21 protein-coding genes are annotated in these 25,213 nt (G+C 38.8%); 2 read left to right on the forward strand and 19 right to left on the reverse strand.

The genetic code is table 11. The features are described from left to right. Positions 1-11 precede the first annotated feature (11 nt). The 16 genes from HT99x_RS12790 to HT99x_RS12865 are packed head-to-tail and all read right to left on the reverse strand — an operon-like array spanning position 12 to position 19,503. On the reverse strand, positions 12-1,553 hold the full coding sequence (locus HT99x_RS12790) for an MBOAT family O-acyltransferase (RefSeq protein WP_075067178.1): 1,542 nt from the start codon (positions 1,551-1,553) through the stop codon (positions 12-14). Between the two features lie 23 nt (positions 1,554-1,576). Further along, the gene (locus HT99x_RS12795; protein ID WP_075067177.1) at positions 1,577-3,211 is read right to left on the reverse strand and encodes a hypothetical protein; all 1,635 of its coding nucleotides are present in this window, start codon (positions 3,209-3,211) and stop codon (positions 1,577-1,579) included. Beyond that, positions 3,195-4,385, reverse strand: coding sequence for an SGNH/GDSL hydrolase family protein (locus HT99x_RS12800; RefSeq protein ID WP_075067176.1), 1,191 nt, complete (start codon positions 4,383-4,385; stop codon positions 3,195-3,197). Before HT99x_RS12800 ends, HT99x_RS12795 begins: the two co-directional genes overlap by 17 nt. A 10-nt stretch (positions 4,386-4,395) precedes the next feature. After that, entirely contained in the window at positions 4,396-5,589 is a 1,194-nt protein-coding gene (locus tag HT99x_RS12805) for a glycosyltransferase (protein ID WP_075067175.1), read from the reverse strand. Next, positions 5,586-6,350 (reverse strand): methyltransferase domain-containing protein, encoded by a 765-nt coding sequence (locus tag HT99x_RS12810; RefSeq protein WP_075067174.1) that lies wholly within the window; start codon positions 6,348-6,350, stop codon positions 5,586-5,588. The genes HT99x_RS12805 and HT99x_RS12810 overlap by 4 nt, the downstream gene beginning before the upstream one ends. Beyond that, positions 6,350-7,198, reverse strand: a complete 849-nt coding sequence (locus HT99x_RS12815; RefSeq protein WP_075067173.1) for a hypothetical protein — start codon at positions 7,196-7,198, stop codon at positions 6,350-6,352. The genes HT99x_RS12810 and HT99x_RS12815 overlap by 1 nt, the downstream gene beginning before the upstream one ends. Further along, on the reverse strand, positions 7,192-8,325 hold the full coding sequence (locus HT99x_RS12820; protein ID WP_075067172.1) for an aminotransferase class I/II-fold pyridoxal phosphate-dependent enzyme: 1,134 nt from the start codon (positions 8,323-8,325) through the stop codon (positions 7,192-7,194). Before HT99x_RS12820 ends, HT99x_RS12815 begins: the two co-directional genes overlap by 7 nt. 1 nt (position 8,326) lies before the next feature. Next, complete coding sequence (locus HT99x_RS12825) at positions 8,327-8,758, reverse strand: hypothetical protein (RefSeq protein ID WP_075067171.1); 432 nt, start codon at positions 8,756-8,758, stop codon at positions 8,327-8,329. Beyond that, a complete protein-coding gene (locus HT99x_RS12830) occupies positions 8,755-9,960 on the reverse strand; it encodes a glycosyltransferase (RefSeq protein ID WP_075067170.1) in 1,206 nt (401 codons plus the stop codon). Before HT99x_RS12830 ends, HT99x_RS12825 begins: the two co-directional genes overlap by 4 nt. 40 nt (positions 9,961-10,000) lie before the next feature. Further along, on the reverse strand, positions 10,001-10,987 hold the full coding sequence (locus HT99x_RS12835; protein ID WP_075067169.1) for a GDP-mannose 4,6-dehydratase: 987 nt from the start codon (positions 10,985-10,987) through the stop codon (positions 10,001-10,003). Position 10,988: 1 nt separating this feature from the next. Beyond that, positions 10,989-12,188, reverse strand: a complete 1,200-nt coding sequence (locus HT99x_RS12840) for a CDP-glycerol glycerophosphotransferase family protein (protein WP_075067168.1) — start codon at positions 12,186-12,188, stop codon at positions 10,989-10,991. Further along, positions 12,172-13,461: an SGNH/GDSL hydrolase family protein gene (locus tag HT99x_RS12845; protein WP_139016633.1), complete on the reverse strand. Its 1,290-nt coding sequence runs from the start codon at positions 13,459-13,461 to the stop codon at positions 12,172-12,174. The genes HT99x_RS12840 and HT99x_RS12845 overlap by 17 nt, the downstream gene beginning before the upstream one ends. 29 nt (positions 13,462-13,490) lie before the next feature. Further along, a complete protein-coding gene (locus tag HT99x_RS12850) occupies positions 13,491-14,270 on the reverse strand; it encodes an NTP transferase domain-containing protein (protein ID WP_075067166.1) in 780 nt (259 codons plus the stop codon). Next, a complete protein-coding gene (locus HT99x_RS12855) occupies positions 14,236-14,916 on the reverse strand; it encodes a gamma-glutamyl-gamma-aminobutyrate hydrolase family protein (protein ID WP_075067165.1) in 681 nt (226 codons plus the stop codon). The genes HT99x_RS12850 and HT99x_RS12855 overlap by 35 nt, the downstream gene beginning before the upstream one ends. Continuing rightward, the gene (locus tag HT99x_RS12860) at positions 14,916-17,741 is read right to left on the reverse strand and encodes a PEP/pyruvate-binding domain-containing protein (protein WP_075067164.1); all 2,826 of its coding nucleotides are present in this window, start codon (positions 17,739-17,741) and stop codon (positions 14,916-14,918) included. Before HT99x_RS12860 ends, HT99x_RS12855 begins: the two co-directional genes overlap by 1 nt. Before the next feature lie 10 nt (positions 17,742-17,751). Beyond that, complete coding sequence (locus HT99x_RS12865) at positions 17,752-19,503, reverse strand: hypothetical protein (RefSeq protein WP_075067163.1); 1,752 nt, start codon at positions 19,501-19,503, stop codon at positions 17,752-17,754. Positions 19,504-19,814: 311 nt separating this feature from the next. Here HT99x_RS12865 and HT99x_RS12870 point away from each other — a divergent pair, with 311 nt between their 5' ends. Together HT99x_RS12870 and HT99x_RS12875 are read left to right on the forward strand one after the other, a co-directional pair. After that, the gene (locus tag HT99x_RS12870) at positions 19,815-21,371 is read left to right on the forward strand and encodes an MBOAT family O-acyltransferase (RefSeq protein ID WP_075067162.1); all 1,557 of its coding nucleotides are present in this window, start codon (positions 19,815-19,817) and stop codon (positions 21,369-21,371) included. 48 nt (positions 21,372-21,419) lie between these two features. Next, a complete protein-coding gene (locus HT99x_RS12875) occupies positions 21,420-22,460 on the forward strand; it encodes a hypothetical protein (protein ID WP_075067161.1) in 1,041 nt (346 codons plus the stop codon). A gap of 28 nt (positions 22,461-22,488) precedes the next feature. Here the strand turns inward: HT99x_RS12875 and HT99x_RS12880 are convergent, their stop codons facing one another. The 3 genes from HT99x_RS12880 to hisH all read right to left on the reverse strand — a co-directional run bounded on the left by HT99x_RS12880 (position 22,489) and on the right by hisH (position 25,213). Further along, a complete protein-coding gene (locus HT99x_RS12880) occupies positions 22,489-23,445 on the reverse strand; it encodes a hypothetical protein (RefSeq protein ID WP_075067160.1) in 957 nt (318 codons plus the stop codon). Between the two features lie 166 nt (positions 23,446-23,611). Next, positions 23,612-24,580 (reverse strand): hypothetical protein, encoded by a 969-nt coding sequence (locus HT99x_RS12885; RefSeq protein WP_139016632.1) that lies wholly within the window; start codon positions 24,578-24,580, stop codon positions 23,612-23,614. A 12-nt stretch (positions 24,581-24,592) separates the two neighbouring features. Then, positions 24,593-25,213 (reverse strand): imidazole glycerol phosphate synthase subunit HisH, encoded by a 621-nt coding sequence (hisH, locus tag HT99x_RS12890; RefSeq protein ID WP_075067158.1) that lies wholly within the window; start codon positions 25,211-25,213, stop codon positions 24,593-24,595.

Consider the following 25,213-nt stretch of genomic DNA (forward strand, 5'->3'; position numbering starts at 1 on the left):
CACATCAAGCGTTAAAATTGAAAATACAAAAATTCACTTTCTTCAGAAATCAGCATAATGGAGATCAATGCCATCATTGCCAGTAATAGTGCCCAACGTTTTGATGGCTGCCAACTCAATCGACTTGCGCTGACTCTTTCGGGTGCTATCCCTTCCGGGACAAAATGTTGATTCATGATTTGCGAGGTATTGGGCATCAGCCAAGCACAGCCCAGTAAGCCAATGATCCATAAAAGGCCATAATGCCAATTGGCAAGGCCATTATAAAACATGCCTTTACCTTGTAATCCCAATATCGTCACGTATTCTTGCAATGCCGAAAATTGCGTCAATACGCTCTTAGGAAGCGAGATTGATTGCAATGAAAACATGCTTGTCAGCATCGATTGCGTTACTTGAATGTTATCTGCACGAAAAGGTACCCAAGCAACAACCACCGCAAAGAAAGTGACGAGCTGGCAGCAAAGCGGTGATATTTGTCGCTGGCCAAAAAGCCATCGCCACCCATGGTTAATGGTCAGATATAATCCATGCAGCATTCCCCAAAGCACAAACGTCCAATTCGCACCATGCCATAAGCCGCCTAACAACATCGTGATAATAAGGTTAACGTAGCGCCTAACAGGACCTTTGCGATTACCGCCCAGCGGTATATATAAATAATCACGTAAGAAACTGGAAAGCGTCATATGCCAACGATGCCAAAAATCAATAATACTTTTAGCCTTGTATGGCGAATAAAAATTAAGCGGCAGTTTGATACCAAATAAGAAAGCAAGACCAATCGCCATATCAGAATAGCCTGAGAAATCAAAATAAAGCTGCAGTGCATACGCAAGAGCGCCTAGCCAAGCTTCCCAGAATGATAAGTTGATGCCTGCTGCTGCCCCATTAAATGCAGCATTGGCATATACAGCAATAGAATCCGCAAGTGCTATTTTTTTAAAGAGACCTAATAAAAACAGAGTTAAGCCAATACTAAAATTATCACTACTGATTTTTAATTTATCTTTGAATGCAAACTGTGGAATGATTTGTTTGTGTTGAACAATCGGGCCTGCAATCAGTTGTGGGAAAAAAGTAACAAACAAGCAGTAATCAATAAAACGGAAATCCTTGATTTCGCCACGGCTGGCATCAACCAGAAAAGCAATTTTTTGAAAGGTAAAAAACGAAATGCCCAATGGTAAAATAATCGGATCGAAGGGAATGGGTTGCGCCGTAAATTGGTTGAGGTTGGAAACAAAAAAGTAGGCATATTTAAAATAGCCAATGAACAATAAATTTAAACTCACCCCAAACACTAATGGTACCGTATTGCTTTTATTTTGCTTTGCTCGTTGCCTTAAAGATTGCCCTATCACAAAGTTCACCGCAATCGATGTTAACAATAAAATAAGATAGGGTGGATTCCACCAGCCATAAAAAAACAATGAAGCTAATACTAGCCAAGATAGCGCGTAGCCGTATTGCTTATATTGCGTTAACAGCCCATAAAGTAATAAGCAAACAGGCAAAAAAACAAAAATAAAAATATAGGAGTCAAACAGCATAACAATCAATCTACCTTAAGATGTCATTTTCTTAATGGATCATTTTTAATCAACATGATATAGGAACCGACAAAAAACAAGCAGATAATCAAGGCTTGTAAGTACGTTTGCACGGGTGGTTGCGTATGCTGACTAAAGAATTTATCCCGTCTTTCAGCTAAGGCCTGGGGTAAATCAAGAGCTTGGGGATTAATTGATAGCATCTGTAAAATGCCCATCATAAAAAAGCCCGGGGTTCTGGTTGCGGTTAGGTTGACCCAGGTTGAAGGTTTCGCTGCCGATTCTAACACCGCAAAGTTATAGCCCACGGCGCCTCCTCCTTCTCGACCAAAGGAATTAGCTACATCTGATTTGTATAATAAATCGTTATTCAGGCCAAATAACATATTACCCAACAGACCATAGCCACAAAGTAACAAAATAGTCACTTGCAACACCTTGGCTAAATAGGATTTTAACTGTTGATGCCAAAAACCATACCCCAATATGGCAAGCGGAAAAAGACAATATAAAAACCGATAACCGTAAGCATCACCCAAAGATTGCCAAAATAAAGTAATAACAACCGGCAAGGCTATGTAAAGGCTTAGAAAGATTAAGGTTGATAATGCCAAGACGCTTTTTTGTTTTAGGTTCGCGAATAAATAATAGTAAAGGAATACCGTACCAAAAAATAAGATAGCCGAAGAAAAGGCCAAACCAAATTCAGAAGAAAAACAGATAGTCAAAATATGTGGCATCCGTGACAGTAACACTAACAAGGTATTAATAAAGTCAGAGAAGCTAGTAATTTCTGGCACTGGATTGGTGGTTGGGCCATACATTGCACTCGAACTTGGATACAACATGCCATAAAGTTGTTCGTTGATATACAGAAATGGCAAATAACAAATCAGTACGCTAACAGCTCCAAACATTGATGTCAGTAAACAATTTTTCAAATCGCTCGCCGTCATCTCTTTTTTTTGAGTCACATATAGAAAACCAAACATGACGACTGGCAGCAATATAACATTGATATTCGCAGGGCGTATCTGCATTGTTAGGATGATACTTAATGCACAAATAAAGGCATAACGATATGGCAGTTTTTCATGCGCTGAAATAGTCAAAAACATTTTGATGGTAGACCAAAAGCATAAAGCTATCGTAAAAAATTCAAACGAGTGCCCCATAACAGGTCTAAACAACACATAGAATAAAATGCCAAAGCTGCTGGCAACAAATAAAAAATGCTTCCTTGATAGCTTGAATGATAAATCTTCCAGTCCTTTGATATAGCAATATAATCCTAGAACAAAAAATACAACCGAAGAAAAAGCAAATCCGAAAAAAGACCATGAATATTGAAAATGGGTATGATTTTTGATAACAGGATGATTGCTTATTTTATCAAGCAATGAGAACGCGGCAATAAAAGGGGAAGCAAATAAGCCCGGACCTATCGGATGCGCCGCTGCCTGCTGATTTTGAGTTTTCCATTCTGCGACGGAATCTTTATATTGCAGATTATAGTCAAGCCCTAAGGTAAACCCATGTGCTAAATAGGAAGCATCATCAGCATAGAGCTTATCTTTCATTAATGCATGGTATGGACTAAACAATAAGAGCACTAAAAGAATGAGCGGTATAGTTCCTTGTTTAAGTATGAGTCTCATGCAGAATATCCTTTGCAATATAACGCGCTATCAAATAATTAGCATAAGCCGTAGGATGACTATCATGTACCAGCTGATAATGCGGATTATTTTGATAAAACCCAGGTAAGATATCGTTGATGACATGCACTCTCACTTGGTGTTCTTTAAACGCTGTCAATAACAAGTTGAATTCACGATCGGTATTCATTGAATCATACAAACGCCAAAGCACAATATGAAACTCAGCACCAGGATAACGCTGTTCAAAGACCTCTCTTGCACGCAATACAATTTGAATATATCGTTGTAAGTCTTTGTCAGTTTGTTGCCCCTTCTGGTTAAATTTAAACGGTTTATAGATATTTCGAAGAATGTATGAATTACTTAAATAAGCTAAAATTCTTCGCTTAAATTTACCTGTTTTTTCAATGTCATCATCAAAATGGCCTTGATAGGTTAACTCCCCTTTGGCGTTAAAATCATAACGAGGATCGTGCGCGGTCACTATCCAAGTTTGCAAACCAGCACTTCTCACAATATGCCCAGGTATCGCGGTATAAATAGCATACTGTGGCTGCTCTTTGACAACAGTATCAACCAATCCATGCTCAAGCGCCGCAAGCATTTGGTGAGCACCATACCCGGAATACCCAAAATTATAGGTATTGAACTTTTCTTTTTCTAATAAGCCCACTTGATAAGGTAGTGTTTGTTCATCATTCAAGCCATCACCAAATGTCAAGGAACAACCGAAAAAGACTATCGCTTTGGTTGCGCGCGGATTCCGTGGAAAAGTGCTTCTTTGACTATTTTCATCGGTTGAATATGTCGTATCATAAAAAAGCTGATCATTATAATATTTCTTACCAAAAACATTATTGACATTTTTAGCAGGTGCATACCCTAAAATATCATGTTTGACGAATTGCTCAGGTAGCCACATATTACCTTGCGCTTGCACCGTCGTTTTAAAAGGTGCCCAAAAATAAAACTCTGCTAGCGTTAACAACGTAACTACGAAGGCTAAATTAAACCAAAGGGCTGCCTTTGGTTTCTTCCTGTCTTTGACACAAAGGAGCATTAAGGCCAAGCTCCATGCTATTCCCGCCCAAAAATAAGGGGCAGGAGCGAGTTTGATGCATAATATCGTGATGACACAACAAATGATAAAAGAGGCAATAATCGCTTTCATGTTTTTTATCTTATGTTCTATATTTTTTAAATAAAACGTCTTCCATTATCTTTTGAAAATGAACATTAAATTGTGAAAAACCCTTATTTTCATGATGAGTCTTTCCTTTGTTCTTAAGCTCAGCACCTAATGAATCATCCAGCCATAATAAGTTTATTGTTTCTGAAATTTGTTTAACATCTAATGGGTTAAAAAAAAGTGCCGCATCTCCCAGCTGGCTTTTCATGCCATAGATATCCGAAATGGCAACCGGACACTCTAAAGCAAAAGCTTCTAAGGGTGGAATATTGGTTGGGCCAAAAAAGGTTGGCATGATGAGCGCTCTCGCACGCCGATAAAATTCAGGAATATCCTGCTCATCAACCAATCCTAAAATATGAACATTGGCTTCCAGCTTTAATTCTTTTATCAACTCAATGACCTGCTGATAATGATTCTTAGGGCTACCCACTAACACCAATTGAATATCCGGTATTGTTTGGCGACAAATGGCAACGGCTTTTAACAAATTTTCATGATTTTTATGTTGCCAAAACTGTGCAGGGTAGAATAAATATTTTTTAGGTAATGAATATTTTTGATCAAAGTCGATTGATGGTCGGATTTGCACGATATAACGATTAGCAATATAAGGTAGCACATGACACGCATTCGCGGTGATCTGATAACTCTCCATCGCCTGTTCTTTGCCAAGCGGTGAATCTACCAATATGCCTTTTGCCCACTTACAGGTATTTTGATAATGATATTCTCTTCTGGCATATTCTTTTTTAGCTCCCACCTCAGGAAATCTTGTTTCATAGCGGTGCATTAAATCATGCACTGCTGCTAATGAAGGGACCGGCATCAAATAAGCATAAGCATCTTGCGAAGGGAAGATCCAAAGCGAGCATTGCTCTTTTAACATCGCTCTAGCAAGCGGATGTCCCCATTTAGCAAAATGATGCCAGAAAGATAAGGGGAATTTGAGACGTCGCCAAAGACCTGCCATCTTTTGCCATATTTTGGGGACTTGAATCAATTGGCCACGAATTTGATTTTTTTCTAATAAGCTCTGCCAATGTGGTGAGCCATAGAACACCACAGGCTCATATTCAGAGGCTGGCAACTGCATCAATGCTTCAAGCATCAAATGATTATATTGATAGGTGCCACCACATGCAGGGCCCGCATCTAAGTAAAGGCCTACTTTTTTCTTTTTCATACACGCACTACAAAGCATGCACCCCAGGTATCCTGGCTAAGGGGCTCTTGCGTTAACCATTCACAGGCTAATTCTATTTTCATTGAAAAGGCGGCGCATATGCGTTCCAGTTCTGGCAAAAAGTAATAGCGCATCAAATGATCTTCTTCCATTTTCTGGAAGATAAGCTTCGGCTTTTCTTGAACGAATAAATGATAATGGACATTAACCGTATTCGCGTTTTCGTCGATGGTTGGCACCGCAACTCGCTCTACCGCTAATATCTCATTTTCTAACCGTTTATATCGAACAACCGGCTTTTGATTTAGCACCGCAGGCCCATACCAACAATCAAAAATAAATATCCCACTCGGTTTGACATGCTTTTTGACGGTTTCAAACATTTGTTCAACATCGTGGTTTGATGTTTGGTAGCTCAGCACATGAAATAAAGAAATAGCCGCATCAAATTGTTCTTTTATTTCAAAAGTCCGCACATCCCCTTCAAATAAGCGGATCTGTTTAGCAGCTTGTGGCTCTTGTGCTAATAGATGCCCTGCCATTTCCAGCATGGTACGGCTTTGATCGATGCCAACCACGTGATAGTCTTTTTTCGCCAATAAGCACGCATGTTTTCCGGTGCCACTTCCTAATTCTAAAAGCGTTTTGGGTTGCTTGGCATATTGCTTTAGCAATCCATCAATAAAACCCACTTCACTGTTATAATCTTTATCTTGATAAAGCAAATCGTAATATTTTGAGTAATCAGCAAAAATAGACATTACACGACTTCCTTAAAAGGTTTATTGGCAATATGGGCAAATTGTGTTTTCCAATCGCCTTTACATTTTTGTCGTTGATAAAAGTTTTCTGCAAAATATTTTGGTTTTAAGGATGCAATAAATTCCGCAGAAAAACAGGTTGGCTGAATAAAAAAGGCGTTCACCCCATTACTATCGACGGTCACAAATTGATAACCTTGATTTTCAAGTAAATGACGCCATGCCATGACAGATACCCCATAATATAAGCCTGAAGCATCTGCTTGCGTATAATCAAAATGCTCTTGATAGGGAATGGTCATCGCTTTTTCAGGGCCAAAAGCCGCATTATATTCAACAACGATAATCTTGGGACAAAATCCTGCCTGTAACATCGCTTGTAGCACGTAATAATCCATGCCATCGATATCTAATGAGAAGACATCCGGATCTTGATAAAGGCATTCTTGCAATACCTTTTTTACATTATTTTGTGTGACAAAAGCATTTAATACCTTTACACCTAAATTATATTGTGGGATCGCTTTTGCAGCTCTGGCAGCTAATTGCGGTGAACCTTCAATCATTAGCCCTGAAAATTTTCGAGCGATCGCAAGCCATGCGGTATTATTTTCTAAACCATCTGCGGCACCAATTTCCACAAAATAGCGATTAGGCTCAATAATTTGGGTACACAAGTAATCAATGATGCCATCTTCTCCATTTTGGCTAAATCCGCAAAATTCCCAACTCGTAGGTAGTGTTGGACAGAGATTGCGAAAATTTCCCGATTGTGCACGCGATAAAGCCATATTCACTCTGGCTAAGGTGCGTGAAGTATGAATATAGCTCAGAATTTTTTTTAACATGTCACCGATGCCTTGGCTAAGATTTTTTTCAACTTGTCACTCACGCTGGTTATCTCATCTTGCGTTAAGGCTAAGCCGCTGGGAATATAAATACCCTGTCTTGCAAGACGTTCTGCGACCGGATAGCTTTCATTGGCAAATAATCCCATTTTGAGCAATACCGGTTGTTGATGCATCGGATAGAAAAAAGCGCGACTCCCAATCCCTTGCGCATGCAAGGCTTGCATTAATGCTTTGCCATTCATCAAATCATCGTCTAGGACAATCCCATAGACCCAGTAGATATTTTTCGCATAATCGGTTGCTGCAAGGGGGCGTTGGATCCCTTCTATCTCTTTTAAGCATTCATCATAGCGCTGCCCCATCGCATGTTTGCGCTCAATAAATTCTGCCATTCGTTCGAGTTGTGCAACCCCTACCGCCGCTTGCAAATTGCTCATGCGGAAATTCCATCCCAATTCTTCGTGTAAATAACGTTGCTTGGGTTCAAATGCTAAATTACGCAGTAACTGACACTTATCACGGATTGCTGGATCATCGGTGACGACCATCCCCCCCTCGCCCGTGGTCACCAGTTTATTGGGGTAAAAACTAAAGGTACTGATTTCACCAAAGCTGCCACAGGGTTTGCCATAATACGTTTGGCCATGCATCTCAGCTGCATCTTCAACAATTTTAAGTTGGTATTTTTGCGCTAAAGCTAAAACCGGATTCATATCAACCGGTAAGCCATAGGTATGCACCACCATAATGGCTTTAGTACGTGAGGTAATTTTAGCTTCGATTTGATCAACCGCCATATTCCACGTGATGGGATCACTATCAACCAAAACAGGCTTTGCCCCTAAACGAACAGCCGCTAAAGCACAGGAAATGATGGTAAAGGTTGGCATGATGATTTCATCACCGGGCTGAATATCAATTGCCTTTAACGCTAATTCAAGCGCGACCGTACCATTACAAACGGCAATACCATAAGAGCGTCCCATTTTTTGGGCAAATTGTTCTTCTAATGCTTTAACAAAAGGTCCTTCAGAAGAAATCCAACCGGTATCAATGCATTCATTTAAATATTTTTTTTCATTACCATTGAGCAAAGGGGTATTGACTGCAATGTAGTTATCCATATTAACCTTCTATCAATACTTGTTCTTTAGAAATAGCGGTAAAACGGGTTTTATCTTGTTCACCCGCATAAGGGCCTTGTTTGACTTCAAACATTTCCAGATCTTCAAGCACTTCAAAACCATGACCACCTTTGGCTAATAAAATGACATCGCCAGCTTGTAATTCACGGCCAGTGAGGTAGTTCTTCTGCTCATCATAGAAATCAACGCGTAATTTACCGGATTTAATAAAAAGCACTTCTTGCGTGTAGCTGACTTGTCTTGGGACTGGATTATGAATATGCGGCTGAATGATTTTACCGGCGGGATGGCTCATATAAGCGAGTTGTTGCGAGAATTCATCGGGTGTAAAAAAGGAAATCCCTGGTTTTGCAAAGGTATGATAAACAATCAGTGCATATAGCTCCGCTTGATGCTCAATTTTTTCAATCATGATGTTACTCTCGATAAAATATCTGTGGCCTCTCTAGCTAGTTGCTCTAGTCCATAATCTTTGGCCACGAGTTGGAAACTATTTTCAGCAAGGGTTGTTGCATAAGCTTTATCTTTAATCAGCTTCACAATCGCTGCGGCAAAATCTTCGGAATTATCTGCTAACAGAATATGTTTACCATGCTCTACCGGAATACCTTCTGCCCCCAGCGTGGTTGAGACCATCGGTGTTTTACAAGCCGCTGCTTCTAAAATTTTAAAACGGGTACCCGACTCAAATTGTAGTGGCGTTAAAGCAACATCGATATTCTTTAAATAAGGCAAGACACTTTCTAAACGACCGGTGACGGTAATGGATGGATCTTTTAAATGCCCATAAGACACATCCGAATGATTGCCTACAATATAACAATGAATATTGGGGATCTCTCGTTTCACTAAAGGTAGAATCCCTTTAATTAACCAATCAGCTGCACGATTCATCGCACTGGTTGGCTTACCAAAAGAACCCGCTAAATAGATTGCAGGTTTCTTCAAATCAGAGGGCGGCGCAATCGGTGCTAAATACTGATTAATATCTAACACATTGGAAAATAGCGCCACCTTGTCTTTTTGCGGCGTTAAATAACGATAGTAGGTTGCATCGACTTCGGAAACAGCGGTTGTAATATTACACAATTGAACCCAATCTTTCTCTTCAAGCTCTTTTGCTTGGCTTTCTTTTAAGACGCGTTGTTTTTCATTCTCATCGTCAATAAAAGGGAGTTCTCGGAAAATAAATCGAGACCAAACGCTATCGGTATCACACACCAAAAATAAATCCGGCGCTAATTGACGCACTTGCTTAATCAGGGGGTAAGAAATATTGCCATAACCAAACCAAATCACTTTAATTTGATGTTTTCTGGCATATTCGACAATCGCCTTAGCATCATTCACCCACGCTTTGCGCGCCACGATTTGTATGCGGCGAAAAGTACGCCAACTCGATAATTTATCGACCGAAGGGGCAAAGGTAAAAGTGGGCGCAAGATTTTTGTAATGTTGAATCGCTTGCGCGCCACCTAACACATGTGGGGCTACTCGTGACATGACGTGTAAATCTGTCACACTGGCTAAGGCTTTAATTGAATTTTCAATCCGCAAATGAGGGCCACTGGCCGCCGGATGCATTATCATCGGCGACGTAAATAGTACTTTCATAAAAACGCCCCTTTTTGTTGAGTGGATATGTCATTATTTCTCATAAAACCACTTCCTGCTTAATCGCTTCAATATCATGAGTAACCATTTCTTCAATAATCGAAAAGATATTTTTTTGTGGCCGCCAATTGAGTTGTTGCTGCGCAAAGCTTGAATCACCCACCAGTGACACCGCTTCATTGGCTCGGTGAAAGGCTGGATTGACCTTAACGTAATTTTGATAATCCAGGTTTACACAAGAAAAAGCACATTCAACAATTTCTCTAACAGAATGAAGTTTACCCGTCGCAATCACATAATCATCTGGCGACTCTTGATTCAGCATCAGCCACATCGCCTCTACATATTCCGGCGCATAGCCCCAATCTCGCTTAGCCTCTAAATTACCAAGTTCCAGTTCATGCAGTTGTCCACAGGCTATTTTAGCTACACTTGAGGTAATTTTGCGCGTCACAAAAGATAATCCGCGACGAACCGATTCATGATTGTAAAGAATCCCATTGCAGGTAAAAAGGTTATGCGTGCGACGATAATTTTTACTGAGAATCGCACCGGCCATTTTTGAAATTCCGTAGATAGAACGTGGATTAAATGGTGTAAGTTCGTTTTGTGGGCTATTTTCTGCTGCCCCAAACATTTCACTAGAGCCTGCAAAATAAAAACGACAACTTGGATGATAGGCTTTTATGCTCGCAAGTAAGTAGTGCGTTGAATTGAAATTATATTCAACAATCGCAGGCTCTGCATCAAGTGCATGACTGACAAAACTATTCGCAGCCAAATGATAAATTTCGTCAGGTCTAATCGAGCTAATTAATTGTGTAATGTAAATGGAATCATGCGCATCACCGACATGAAGTTTTATGCTATCAAGCACAGGTAAAATATTATTTAGGCGTTCTTTGGGTTTAGCAAAAGCCTCGCTTCGTACAAGCCCATGCACTTCATAGCCATTTGCCAATAACCATTCAGCAAGATATGAACCATCTTGGCCATTAATTCCTGTGATGAGTGCTTTTTTTTTCATTTTATGCGCACTCTAATATTTTTAAAATTTCAGCAGTGCCAACCGCAGCCCCATGCCCTGGGTTATACATTAATTGTGCTGCCAACTCTTTTCTTTTAGCTGAATGAATGTCAGGCTCTTTTAATTGTTGCTCAACTTGAGATTTTAATTCTTCTAAATTATGAACAACCGTCCCAGCATTTCTGCCACCATTAAATCGATCATCTGTTTTTGCCAAGTGACCATCACAGTGCCAAGAGGGCAATATTTTTTCAAAGTATTCAGGGCAATCAATATAAATGACGGGGCGATTTAGAACCATAAATTCTAACCCAACACCACTGAAATCATTGACCATTAAATCACTGATATGAAGGTAGGGATTAATTAAATAATCTTTAACGAAACGGCATCGTGGATTTTGGATTTTAGCAAATTCTTGCTCCCACCGTTTGCCGCCGGTATAAAAATCAAAATAGGGGCTATTTTCTGGCTCCATGCTGGCAGGATGTAATTTTACAATCAGATTAATATCAGGAATGCTCAATAACATTTCCGCAATTTGCGTACCATAAGTACGTAATGAACCACCTGGATCCCACGCTGGCGCATACAATACGGTTTTCAAATTGGGATCAAGGCCCAATTTGGTCATGAGCTCAATACGATCATAATTCCCATTCACTAAATCATCTAATTTAGGATATCCCACATTAATCAATTTAATGTGATTTGTGACTTGCGGCTTGCTTTCTTGGATGACTTCAAACATTTTCCTTTCTAAAGGACCATGCATGAAATAGATATCGAATGCTTTTAAATTATCATCTGCCCAATGCGATAATTTATTGGCTTGTCCATGACCTGAAAATATTTTAACAGCGTTTTTCGGCCCACGACTATGAATCTCGGCTTCTAGAAAGACATCAATCGGGAACAAATATTTTGCAATCTTTGATGGAAAATAATGGGAAGGTGCAATATTAATATCGCCTAGCTTTCCATGCATTGGATAATCCATTGAGACATAATAGCTCACATGGGTTATCTTCTTCTGTAATTCTTGATGAAACGGCAACATGTATTGTAATTGCCCAGCAGAAGATAACTGATAAGCAACAATCTTTCTTCCTTGACGTTTCTCTTGCATCATTTGCCACAATAAAGGCAGATGTTGTAAAAGTGCTACGATTTCTTTGAAATAATTATATAGTCTGCGCATCTTTCTCTGTCACATTCACACAATGTCTGTCTTTAGGCGCTAATAAATTAACACTTAAGAGATATTGATAAATCTCATGAGCGATTCTCTTATTGCCTTCCTTGCTTAGGTGGCCACCATAGTGACTATCATCACTGTAAAGATCTTCTATATTATCGACTTTTAACAATGACTCTGTCAGGTCGATAACATTCATTCGCTGCTTTGCTGCTTGAATAAAGTCTTGATAATAGGGCCCCTGAGAGCGGATACACAAAATATCATCTTTTTGAGGCATCCACATTAGAATGGGGGTAAATTCTTGTTGTTTTGCATAACTTATAAAACTATCTAACAAACTATTAAGCAATTGTAGCGAATCAGCCTCTTTAAATAGCCTTTGCCGCAAAGAAAGATTGCTTGCCATGATGGCATCCAAAGCCTGCTGTTGCTGTCCAAATAGTACCTTATACAGCAAAGACAGGTGTCGTTTGGGAGCCTTCAGTAGGGAATAACAATAAGGGAAAGCAAGCATTTCGGCTAAAAATTTGGATTCATAAAAACTATCATACTGATTAATTTCTTTAAGATAGGGGCGATAGTTTTTCAATTTTTCTGCTGTATTAATAAAATTCGGGATGAGCTTTAAGGTTTCACCTTGCATTATAAAACGTGGTTTAAAAGCAAGCGTATTGCCAAACTCGTTGTAATGTTTCCAGACCGATTCAATACGCACCACCGTCGATGGCACAACGCCCAATATCACGATTTGTGATCGCTGTTTGGGAAATTCCCTTTGCATTCGCAAAAAAGCTTGATCTAAACCATAATTGCCAACGCCATAGTTCAAGACATTGGTTTGCGTCAATTGCGACAAATGCCATTGAAAGGCCTCATGATCATTAACTTGACGACAGAAAGTAAATGAGTCGCCATAGGTTGAAATCTGGATTGGCAAATCTTCATGGCCAGGATTCATCCGTTGACCATGCTCATTTATATGATATCGCGTTGGACCATACTTACCTATTTCTTGTTTAGTCGTATTGGGTTTTCGACTCCAGCCTAATTCTGGATCAAAACCATCTGCCAAAAATTTCGTCAATAAGGCATCAGGGAATTTAGGTAATTGATCAGCCGCCGTAATCAACCATTGAAAACGACGACGAAGGGCTGCAATTCCCCAATGTAATCCTACTTCCAAGGTGACATAAGCCATTAAACACCATGCAATCCACTTAGGGTTTGCTAAAAATACAACCAAGCTAATCAAAGCAACGCTGTATGATGCCAAGGCAATGCGTTTTCTCTGCTGATAACATTTCATAGTGCGATATAGTCAATTAATGCATTGTTTTTATCTAATTCACAGGTTTTTTCATAATCCTCTTCCGTATCAAATTCAAGCCAGCCTCCTTGAGTTGCGGTTATTTTGGCTGAAAGACCTTGTTGAATGAGTTCATGAATAAAATCCGTGAAATATCCTTGATAGAAGGTTTTCCCTGAGGGCTGCCAGGATTGTAATGATGTCTTCTTTTCCTGATAGAGCTTGTACCCTGCTTGCAACGCTTGTTTAGAAAATTTATTAAATCCAATATAACGATGGTTCAAGCCTTGAGAGTGTTCAACCGCAGCACCAATTTCAAGAATATGATTAGATGTATCAACCGTTAAACTTTCTAAATCGGTTTCTGTTGTGCCATAACGCATCTGCCAATAACGTCGCCACTTTGTATCCGCAGAAACGACAATATCTGCATTTGTTGCAATCACTTGATTCAATATTTCCTGGGTAAACAAAATATCTGAATAGGAAATGAGTAAATCATCTTCTAATAGATCATCACCTAGGCACATCAAGGATTCAATCATATTGGTTATGGCATAATCTTTATTATGGTAATATCGAATACCGCTAAATTGAATTTTTTCTTGCATGTATCCAGTGACAATACTGATGTCATTAATTCCTTGGCTGCGATATAACTCAATTTGCCATTCTAATAGCGGCTTGTCTCTAAATCGCAACATGCCTTTGGGTAATAAATGGGTATATTTAGCAAGACGCTTACCCATGCCTGCGGCTAAAATGAGTGCTTTCATTTACAAATTTTTCCCATATCATTTTAAATAAATCCGGTTTGATTGCATCACGCTCAGGGTGCCATTGTACACCCAAAGTAGGCGATAGTTTATCAGAGACATTCACATAGGCTTCTACGACATTATCATCTGCCAAAACAATGGGTTTCAGTTGTGCGGATAATTGCGAAACTTTAATGCCATGCTGATGATAAGAATTGATTAAATATTCCTGTTCTTCAAATACACAAGGATGTTTTCTTAGCTCACCATGCGCTGTTAAAAAATAGCTTAATTGACCACCGTAGATTACATTTAAAAATTGAAACCCTCTGCATATCGCTAATTTAGGAATATGATGCATGTCTGCATATTGAATTAAATACCGTTCAACCTCATCTCTGTCAGGACACAAATCATCGACTAATGCCTTTTCTGAATTTGTATCAGGTGTAACATTATTCCCGCCAGTGAAAATGATCCAATCGGGCTTCATGGTCTGCGTTAAGCGCATCGTCTGTTGCAAATGATTGGTAACGGGTATAAACACCGCATTCTCAGCAAACATATGATTTGCAAGATAATACTGAATGTAAGCATTTTCTAAAACATCTAAACTTTGGCCATGCTTATCTTTTAGCTTTTTTTGTGTGATATAGATTATCATTAATGGATTCTTTCTATGATTTGATTGACACAATCCATTCGAATGCTGCGACAACCTAATAGTTCAGTATATTTTTCGCCACAACCAATCGCAGCCGGAATGCCAAGCTCTGCACAGCAAATCGCCATATGAGAAGCAGCTCCTCCATATCGGGTAACAATACCTTTAATCTTGTAAGCTAAGATCCAATGAAATCCGGGATCAGCACTCTCAATAAAAACAATTTTGTCATGCAATGTTTGGGTATCAATCGCTTTATGATAAAAAACGGCTTCGCCGGTGACGACTTTATCTGTCACAAAATTGGGTTTTGCATCTAAACGATTAATTAACATAAAATCATCAATTTTGGTGACTAATGCTGGTAATGACAATTTCTTATATAGCAAAAATGCCGCTTTACGCTGCGCTATTTTTTCATGATTGATGCCTGTTGCCTTTAATTGCAGAATTTCATTCAATTCAAGCATTGATAAATCTTCTGTTGAAAGATGATGTGCTTGCCCAATCGACTTTAGCATTTCTAACACATCACTAATCACTTTGGTAAAAGCAAGCTTTACCTTTTCGCGAGCTTCAATTGCTGATTTTATAAATCCATAAAAAGATTCAAATTCAATATTTAAAGAGGAATTTAGGAGAAACTGTGTTAGTTTCGTTTGTACGCTCTGACTTAATTCTTGCTTAGACTCTTCTGCGCTCTCATCAAATAGCATTTGCTCACTTTGATCATAACGGCATTGGGTAATATCATACGTTCCTGCACGTAAATGACCATATTGTGTCATAAATTCAGCTTTAGACAGTTTCCCTTTGGCTACATCAGCAATGGCTTGTGTTAATTCAAAGGCAACCGTACAAAAAGATTGCTTAATTTCATTATATTCTTGCAAGGTAAGCACATTGATTTCTACTAAGCTTTTTATTAATGACTCAGCAATAAATGCCATCCTGGCCGTGGTTGAGAAAGTAATGGTCCCCAACTCTTCGCAAGTGCTCAGTAAGCCTTCAATGTTAGACTCAATAGATGCATTTGTAGTTTTGACTGTTTTTATTGCGCGTTGGTGATAATCTTCCAACTGCGCCATTTTGTTTTCAATATCAGCAAAAGTTGCTTCACTATTAGCAATAAGTGTTTTTGTGAAAACTTTTAGCGCCTGTTCAATATTATCTATATCCTCTTGCAGGAATCCAGCACTTAATAATTCTTTCATTCTGGTGTGCAAGTTAAAATCATAACAGGTAAATAAAATATTAAATTCTACTTTATCATGTAGATAACGATGTTCGCATAATTTATTTAAATAATAATGGTTTAATGATGCGTGATATTTTTCTGGAATATTCTCAGGAATTAATGCTAAAAATGCCAAATTGACATTAATATAAGGTTTATTGCAGAATTGATACATCAATGGCTGTGGTTTAATTTTATTATACGCAAGAGCGCTCAAGCCATAGCACCACGCTTTATTCATAAATAAAGTATTGAACAAATCATATGCTAATACACTAGGATGTGATCCTATCAATTCAGATGGATTCCAAAATGCCATATCACTCAAGATTAAAGGATCGCCCTTTAATATATTTTGATTCTTTAATAATAATTGATGATAGTTTTGTGCTTGTTGTTTTAATATGGTTTCAATCTGATTTTCATCAACATTTGGCAAAAAGACATTTGCTGATAAGGGTCTTACTTGAAAGATGACGACTTGCTCATTTTCACCAATCGCAAATTCAATATCGAGTGGAATGTCAGGGATAACCTGTTCAATTTCATCAATCGCTTCTAATAATTTTTGCCACTGATTTTCCAGCACTCGGCGATGAGTATGCTTAAATATTTTAAGTAATGATGATTGTTTACCTGAGGTAACCACATCGGTTTCATTACCTTGGCTATAATTAATCACATAATAAGGTGCATTGGTTCCTAAATCTCTGGTGAACAAAACGCCACTGAGTTTAACGTCATTGGTATAACGCTGCACAAGCACCTGATCAGACAAATTGATCTCATCTTGAGGATACGAATGAATGACTTGCGTAATGGCATGCTTAACACTTGCTTGATCATCAGAACAAATATTTAAAATGGATTGATAATGTCCTGCTTTTGACTCTTGCATGGAATCTTCATTTAAGCAAGAACTTCTTATGACAATATTGTTGTGGTTAAATTTGTCTTTGATGTCAATTAATACTTCTTCTGCATAATGATTCCAATCGGCAATCGTAAAAACATACATTTTTTCAATATGCGATTTTTTTAATAAGGGTTTTAGTTTCTGCAGGGTATTGGCTTTTGTTGTTACCGTAAATTTCGGTTTCTCTTTGGTAAATTTATCAAAATCTGGAATAACGAAGCGTTCAGAAAAGGTATCTAGTGCCGTTAAACTAGGGTAATATTTTTCGACGAACTTACAGGCAATATGATTGTTACTCAATTTCTTATAAAAACTTTGTTGCTTTAAGGTAATGTTTATCTTGTTCAATGAGTGACCACCCGGTGCCTCACCCCAATTTTCACCATAAACAAAAATAATTTCATCTTGAGGAAAACGTTGGCGTAGCAACTGCAAGTTCTCGAAAGGATCTTGGCTGTCTTGTGGAATGACTTCATTCACATATTTTATTGCATTGATGACGCCACTACGTTCTTGATAGTTAGATATAGGCGAACCACCAATTTTAACAACAGCATCATCGGTTAATACACCGCAAATCAGCTTATCTGACATCTTTGCAGCCGCTTCCAATAATTGCAAATGTCCATAATGGAAGAGATCAGAAATGACAAAGGTGTAGGCAATTTTCATTACTATGTTCTCAACTCTTGCAATATTTCTCTAATATTTTAGGTGGCCAACGATTCTCTCCCATAATAGGTAGATTATTCATCACACTATCGCAAAAGTAATCGATATAAGGGTTTTTTCCTGGCAATAAATCTTGTGCTGTCATTTCTTTAGGATGAGAAGAAAAGACATCAATACCGCGTTTAATAGCTAACCAATCCTTTTGATCGGTTCCAAATAAACCGGTAACGGTTGAGGCATGAAATGCATATAAGTACCAATATTTCATTGCCAACAACTGTAAGTGCTGACGATTTTCTGCTGATTGCTTTTCTTTGAGGAAATTCTCTAACAACGAAAAATAGTCTTCTTTGGATTTGGGTTCAAAAGTAAAACCCTTGTCTGCATAGTGCACAGGTCCTATGGCAATGAGTGGTTTACCATAGCACGAAAATTCTAACCCGGTAGTCGACATATAAGAGCCACCCACATCGGCCAAATGCATGACATCATAGGTTTCAATTTTTTCTTCTGGCTTGATAATAAAGACATTTTGAGGGATTTGAATATTGCGCTCTTGTACTTCTTTCTCAAATCTTGAACGAAGTTCAGGACCCACTGTTGGAACAATATTCTCTGCTGGATGAACCCGGATAATCAATTGATATTGCGGACGGTGAGAGAACCATTCAATTGTGTCGAACAACCAGTCGTACATGTTATTGAAGGCATCGCTTTTGATATTGGTATTGGCATCCCAGATAACGCCCGTCAAAGCAAGAAAAGTGGGCTTAGTGCTATCTATTTTTAAAGCGGTTGCAACATTCGCAACCCGTTGTTTAATCTCAGGCTCTTGCTCGAGATCAACATATAAACCTCTGGCTTTCAAATCTTGCTTGACTTGTCTTTCTTGATCTTCAGTCCAAGGCTGCTTTAACCAAGAAGACCAGGCTGGCGTTACATGCACAATTTCTGTGGTGTTAAGCGCATAATTCCAAGACATGGGCTGTAAGCCCGTTGGGTAATATCGATAATAAGGAATACCTTGCTGTTGGCATAGATGATTAACGACACCCCATTGATAATAATAACCCCCATTACCCACCACTCTATCGGGTTGGAGCGTTGCGAGTACTTTTTGGTAACTATGCATCAAAGCTAATACATTGAATGTATGATGTGTTGCTAATTGATTGGCTTCTGCTTGCCAGTCAGGCTTTATCTCGCCTTGTAGATTATTATTAACAACCGCTTTCCAAACTTCATTGCCCATCGGAAAATCATTAACACAAGCCGACGCCCAGTCACCCGCAGTGATCTGGCTGGCTTGCTCCCATAGTGCTTGACGCTCTTGCGCATTTAAATAGGAAGATAATCGAAGGGGTTCAATGCCCATAATTTGCCATAAGCGATTATCTTGCTTAACACATTGTTGGCAGATTTCTGCTCTGCGCTTTTTAAAATCGGGTTCTCGGGTGTTTTGCCAGACGCCCGCATATATCATGCATTGATCAGCTTGAAGTTTATCGCACATGGTTGGAATAATTTGCGCGCCACGCAAACGTAATGCACTAATTAAAATGCCATCATGCGCCCACCAAGTATGATCTTGATTAAAAAGGGTTGGCCATAAAATTTTTAACTGCGGCTTAATCCCGTTTTCTTGAATATAATCTTGGCAGCTTCTCGTTAACTGCTGCAACCGGATCTCAGTTAAAGAAGGTTTGGGAGGGAAAATTTTTCTTTTAATTTTTCTCGCTAAAGAAATAACTTTTTGCTTCATTATCACAGCTCTGAATCATCTATGCATGGGGATTTGAAATGTTTGTTCAATGCTGTGTATCTAAATATTAACAAGGCGACGAAACATCGCGGCTATACTCAGCAGAGTACCTTACTTTCATTTTTAAGCTATTGATTATACCTTAGTCACCGTAAGTCTATAAAGGATGGTCCCTTATCGATTTTGCAAAATGGACCTACCTTCCCAGGCACTGAAAGTGGTATAAAGTGATCCTTAAAATGAAGGTAAAGATAAAACCTCTCATATCAGAGTTAGATGTTTGACATTAACAAAATGCAGGGTAGCGTAACATGCTATTCAACTCGTATTCTTTTATTTTCCTTTTTCTGCCCATCGCTGTTTTCGGTTTTTATCGACTAGGAAATCGCTTTAATCCTAAAGTCAGTTTGATTTGGCTTATTGTGGCCTCTGCTATCTTTTATGGGTGGTTCTCTCCTGGTTTTTTATTGCTTTTGTTACTGTCAATTGTAGTCAATGCGATTATCGGCAAGAAACTTATTGCCCAGAAAAATCGTTCATTGCTAATCACTGGCCTTGTTTTTAATTTAGGTCTGATTGCCCTATTCAAATATGCTCATTTTTTAGCGGAGAATGTCGCTTGGTTGTTGGGTACACAAGCACCCACTTTTAAAATCATGCTTCCCCTCGCTATTTCTTTTTTTACCTTCCAACAAATTGCTTTCATTGTTGATTGCTATCACGGCAAAGTAAAAATATTTCACTTTTTACAATATTGTTTGTTTATTGTGTTTTTTCCGCAACTCATCGCAGGCCCCATTGTCCAACATCATCAAATGATCCCCCAAATCGAACGCCCTCATTTTAATCGAATCAAAATGCAGCATATCGCTTTGGGACTTTCTATTTTTATCGTTGGGTTATTTAAAAAAGTTATCTTCGCTGATAACTGTGCACTTTTTGCGAATCCTATTTTTGAAGCTGCCGGCAAAGGCATTGAGCTTACTTTTTTTGAATCTTGGTGGGGCGCTATCGCCTACACCTTGCAGCTGTATTTTGATTTTTCAGGCTATTCTGACATGGCCATCGGATTAGCACTGTTATTTAATATTAAATTACCCCTAAACTTTAATTCACCTTATAAAGCACTCAACATTATTGATTTTTGGCGTCGCTGGCACATCACTTTATCCACGTTTTTGCGCGATTATCTCTATATTCCACTCGGGGGCAATCGCAAAGGAACTTATCAACGACAACTGAATCTGATGATCACCATGTTATTAGGTGGGATCTGGCATGGTGCAAGTTGGAACTTCGTTATTTGGGGTGGGTTGCATGGGCTCTTCTTGATGATCAATCATAGTTGGCGCACCTTCAGACAAAAAGTTTTAAGACACGATCTTGCCATCTCCTCATGGCAAGCGCGCGCGCTTTCACAACTCATGACTTTATTCTGTATTGTCATTGCTTGGGTCTTCTTTAGAGCCAGCACTTTTGCAGAAGCCAAACAAATGCTCAGTGCAATGTTAGGGATGAATGGCATCTCTTTAATACAAAGCCTGAAATCTTCATTGGGGACATTCACACCCTGGCTGATGAGCCATGGTGTTACTTTTGACGGCCTTTTTGCGAATGAATTAGCCGATCTTCGTCAAGCAACGGCTATTCTAATACCCCTTTGGATAGTTGTGTTATTTTTACCCAATTCGCAACAGTTTTTACTGTCTCATACGCGACTTGCTCAAGATTTCATGCTGACCATGACAACGGGGCAACGATTAGCTTGGAAAAGTAATACCATCTGGGCTATTTTCATTGGTCTCCTTGGCATGATTAGCATTTTGTGCTTAGCCAAGGCTTCTGATTTTATTTATTATCAATTTTGAGAAAATCTAATGGCATATACTCGATGGATCTTTGTTGTGATAAGCCTAATGACTCTTCCACTTATCTCGTTAGGCATTATTAATTACATTATCGATCCGTTCAGTGTTTTCCATAGCGGCATATTACCTTATGATTATGAAATCAATGAGCGCTTCAATAAAATTAAACATCTTGACCAATACCATGAGCGCTATAATGCTTATATCATGGGCTCTTCTCGCTCGGGAACCACATCTCCCTCATCACTTGAAAAACATATTCCTGACAGCCATTTCTACAATATGACGGTCGCGGGATGTACTCAATATGATAACGAGTTACATCTTCGTTATTTTATTGAAAAACAATATCCCATCAAACATATTTTCTTACAAATTGATATCAGTGATATCTATGGATTTAAAGCGCCTGAAGGCAACTACAATGCTAAACATCATCCGCATGTGATGCATACTGCCGATAGTTTATTCTATCTATCCTACTTAACGGTTTTACCTGTCAAACGCTTTATTGAAAAAATAAAGGTCAATTATTTTGAAGGGCATCAACATTATCTTCGTTATGATCTCACGCATTCCGGCAGATGGTATGTTGATTATTTAGAAGAACAAATCCATGCTGATCCCTTAAAATATATTCAAGAGCAATCTTCTTTTAATCAAAAAATGTCTCGTGGTGCAAAAGGGACTAAAATAATAGAAAATATTAATGCATTAAAACGTTTCAAAGCCTTGGCTGATGCACAACGTATTAATGTAATCGTTTATATCGCTCCTCATAACCATAACATGATGGATACTTTTGAACATCAATCTTATTTAGAATATCTTCGAGAAATAAGTAAGATCACCCCATTTTGGGATTTTTCTGGCTATAATGCCATTACGTTAAATGACGGTTATTACTACGAAAGTTCTCATTACCGCGATCTGCTCGCAGAACTACTCATTAAAAGAATTTTCAATGATCACACATCTGCCATACCACATGATTTTGGTCATTATATTACCGCCAACAACATTGAAGCGCATTTACAAAATCAAGCAATGGCACTTGCGATGCGTGAACAATTGACACTTCCATCGTGATGTTGGTTACGATGGAAGCGTCTAGCTATCAACTTATTTTCGCAGCAGACTGCAACCACTGAAATAGGTCGTCTTGTGCAGGATCATAAATTACAGGGCTCGCGCTTGGCACACCTTGAATAAGAGGAGCAGCCATCGGTAAAAAAGCAGGCGTAGGCACTAAAGCATCAACCTCAAGTTTGGATGGTGTTTCGCTTGAACCTAGCACTTCTAGCATATTGATAATGGTTGGGACACCATATTGTTTACCTGCAACACATAAACCATCCGCACTACTCGTGTTAATAACATTTTGCCATCTTGGATCACACATCCATATATTGTCATTATTCACATAAATCGCCCAAGTATGTACACCACGAGATTTGGTGGCAGTTGTCGATGTTTCATAAGCCAAAGCACGTAGTTCTGAACGATAATGCCTTACTTCTCCTGCTGGTAACATTCCTAGTCTAACCAGTTCGCCTAACAAATAGGCGACGATAAGAGCTTTATGTCGGCATACTAATATTTTGCGAGCAATCAATTCATCGATGGTGATATTTAAATCTGTTCTGCTACTTAAAAATGCATTGAGCTCTCCGTCTAATTCTCGTTCTCGCTCACTGCTTAATTTTCCGGGTATTGCCGTTAAGGCATTAACCATTCTATTGACCGTCTTTAAAACGTTTGCGATTGATGAATCGCCTAATGCAGAGGTTTGTAGAATAACCTCTTCTCTTAATTGCTGCAGACGAGGTGAGTTCGCATCAAAAAGCAAGTTTTCACGCGCTTTTGAGCAACCCATAGATGCCCATAGGGGTGCATCATTTTTTGCAAAATCTACCTCATGTTGCACCCAGTTCCATTGCTTTCCTTTTACATGATAGATATCACCAACAAGTCCGCTAGTTGCTTGATGAAAATCTCTTGCTAAAAGCGTACGTGCAGCGAAATCATCGAGAATCGTTGGTCTGAATGTTGTTGGCCCAGATGCTTTTGACATGGTAAGTATCCCCTTATGAGTAGATTTAATGCTATTTAGAGGGAGCATTTTACAATGTCAACAAACTAACAAATATAAGAAATTTTCTGAAAATAGGTACCAAATACGCAGTATACCATTGATTTTATTCAATTTTATGAGCTACGATGCTAGATAAACCGTCAGATTACGATGACAGATGCATTTGATACTGCTTCAGCAACTGTTCATTTTCTGCTTTGAATGTTTCAAAAGAGAATCGATACGTTCCTGTTTGTCGATATTGCTTGCGTGAGAAACTATATAAAGGCGAACTATATGAAATTGTATTGGTAAAACGGGGTTTCTTAGTCATGCCACCACGGTGCAAACATCGTACCGTATCCACCAAGATACACTGCGAAGGTTTCGCTAAGAAGGGAATGGCACAATTGAGATCTAAGCCTGCTGCTTCAATTTGTGCATCCGTCATCCCCTCTGGCAAGTTTTGATAAAAGCGTGTAGTACTTAGTGTTGGTGGATAAAACTCAAATGGCCCATTATCACGAGTAATTTCCATAGGAGAAAAGAACAGTTTTAAAATTCGCTCTTGCTGGGAATCACAATGCCATAATTGTGATCCAAATTGTTGCCCTTCGTGTACAGGGTTATAAACAAACGATGTTTCTTCAATCAAGGGTAAATATTTAATATACAGCGTTGCTATCTTAATTAAATTGTCATGAAGTGCTAATGCGGCTAAGGGATCATGGGCTTGCTCTTTTTGATAGATACGATAGGAAATCGTTTTTCCGGCATAAATACCTTGTTCAAGCGTATTTAAGTATTCAGGTGTTGTCGCTGCACGTTGTTGAAATGTCTGCATTAATTGTGTGCAATAAGATAAAACCTCTGTTTCTTGAATTCCTAAGTCAGCAAAATTCAAAAAGGCATAACCTTTTTGTTCTAACTCATCGACAATCTTGATAAGATTTTGCGGCACGGTCGATAATAATGCTTCATAAATGGCTTTTCGTTTTGCCACATTGACTAATGGATCATATTTGGCAAAAAAATGATGGAATTTCCGATTCAGAATGCCTTGATCAGCAAGGTAATTCCTTGATTTGCGTTTAGCTAATCGTAGTCCTTTATAAAGCATTGTATTCTTCATCATTTTTTCCCTGAATTACAATTGCAGAAATTTCCTAAAAAACGCCAGCCCCGCCTGACCACTTTTTTCTGGATGAAACTGGCATCCTACCACATTATCTTTCGCAATTAAGGCGGTTACTTGCTCATCTAAATAGGAATATTCGCCTAAGATGTTCTGAGTGTCATGGGGTCTTGCAACATAAGAATGAACAAAATAAAACCATTCATTATTAAGCATATAAAATGGGTTGGTCGATTGAGGTATCATCATTTTTGCCCAACCAACTGAAGGCACGCGTTTGCGTTTATCATCACTCACTTTAATTTTGACAACATTACCAGGAATAAATCCAATTCCTGCATGCTCACCATATTCTTCGCTTTGTGTTAATAGCATTTGCATACCAACACAAATTCCTAGAGCTGGTCTTTGTGTTGCAAAATACGCTTGAAGAGGTTCAAATAAATTGCGTTGCTTGATCATGTTTACGCAATGACCAAATGCACCGACTCCAGGCAAAATTAATCTATCTGCATTCATAATACAGTTAGGATCTTGAGACAGTGTTACTTTGGCACCACATTCTTCTAAGGCTCTTGTAATGCTTAGAATATTGCCACAACCATAGTCAACCAGTGTTACTTGTAAACTCAT

The organism is Candidatus Berkiella aquae, assembly GCF_001431295.2.
GTDB classification, from domain to species: domain Bacteria; phylum Pseudomonadota; class Gammaproteobacteria; order Berkiellales; family Berkiellaceae; genus Berkiella; species Berkiella aquae.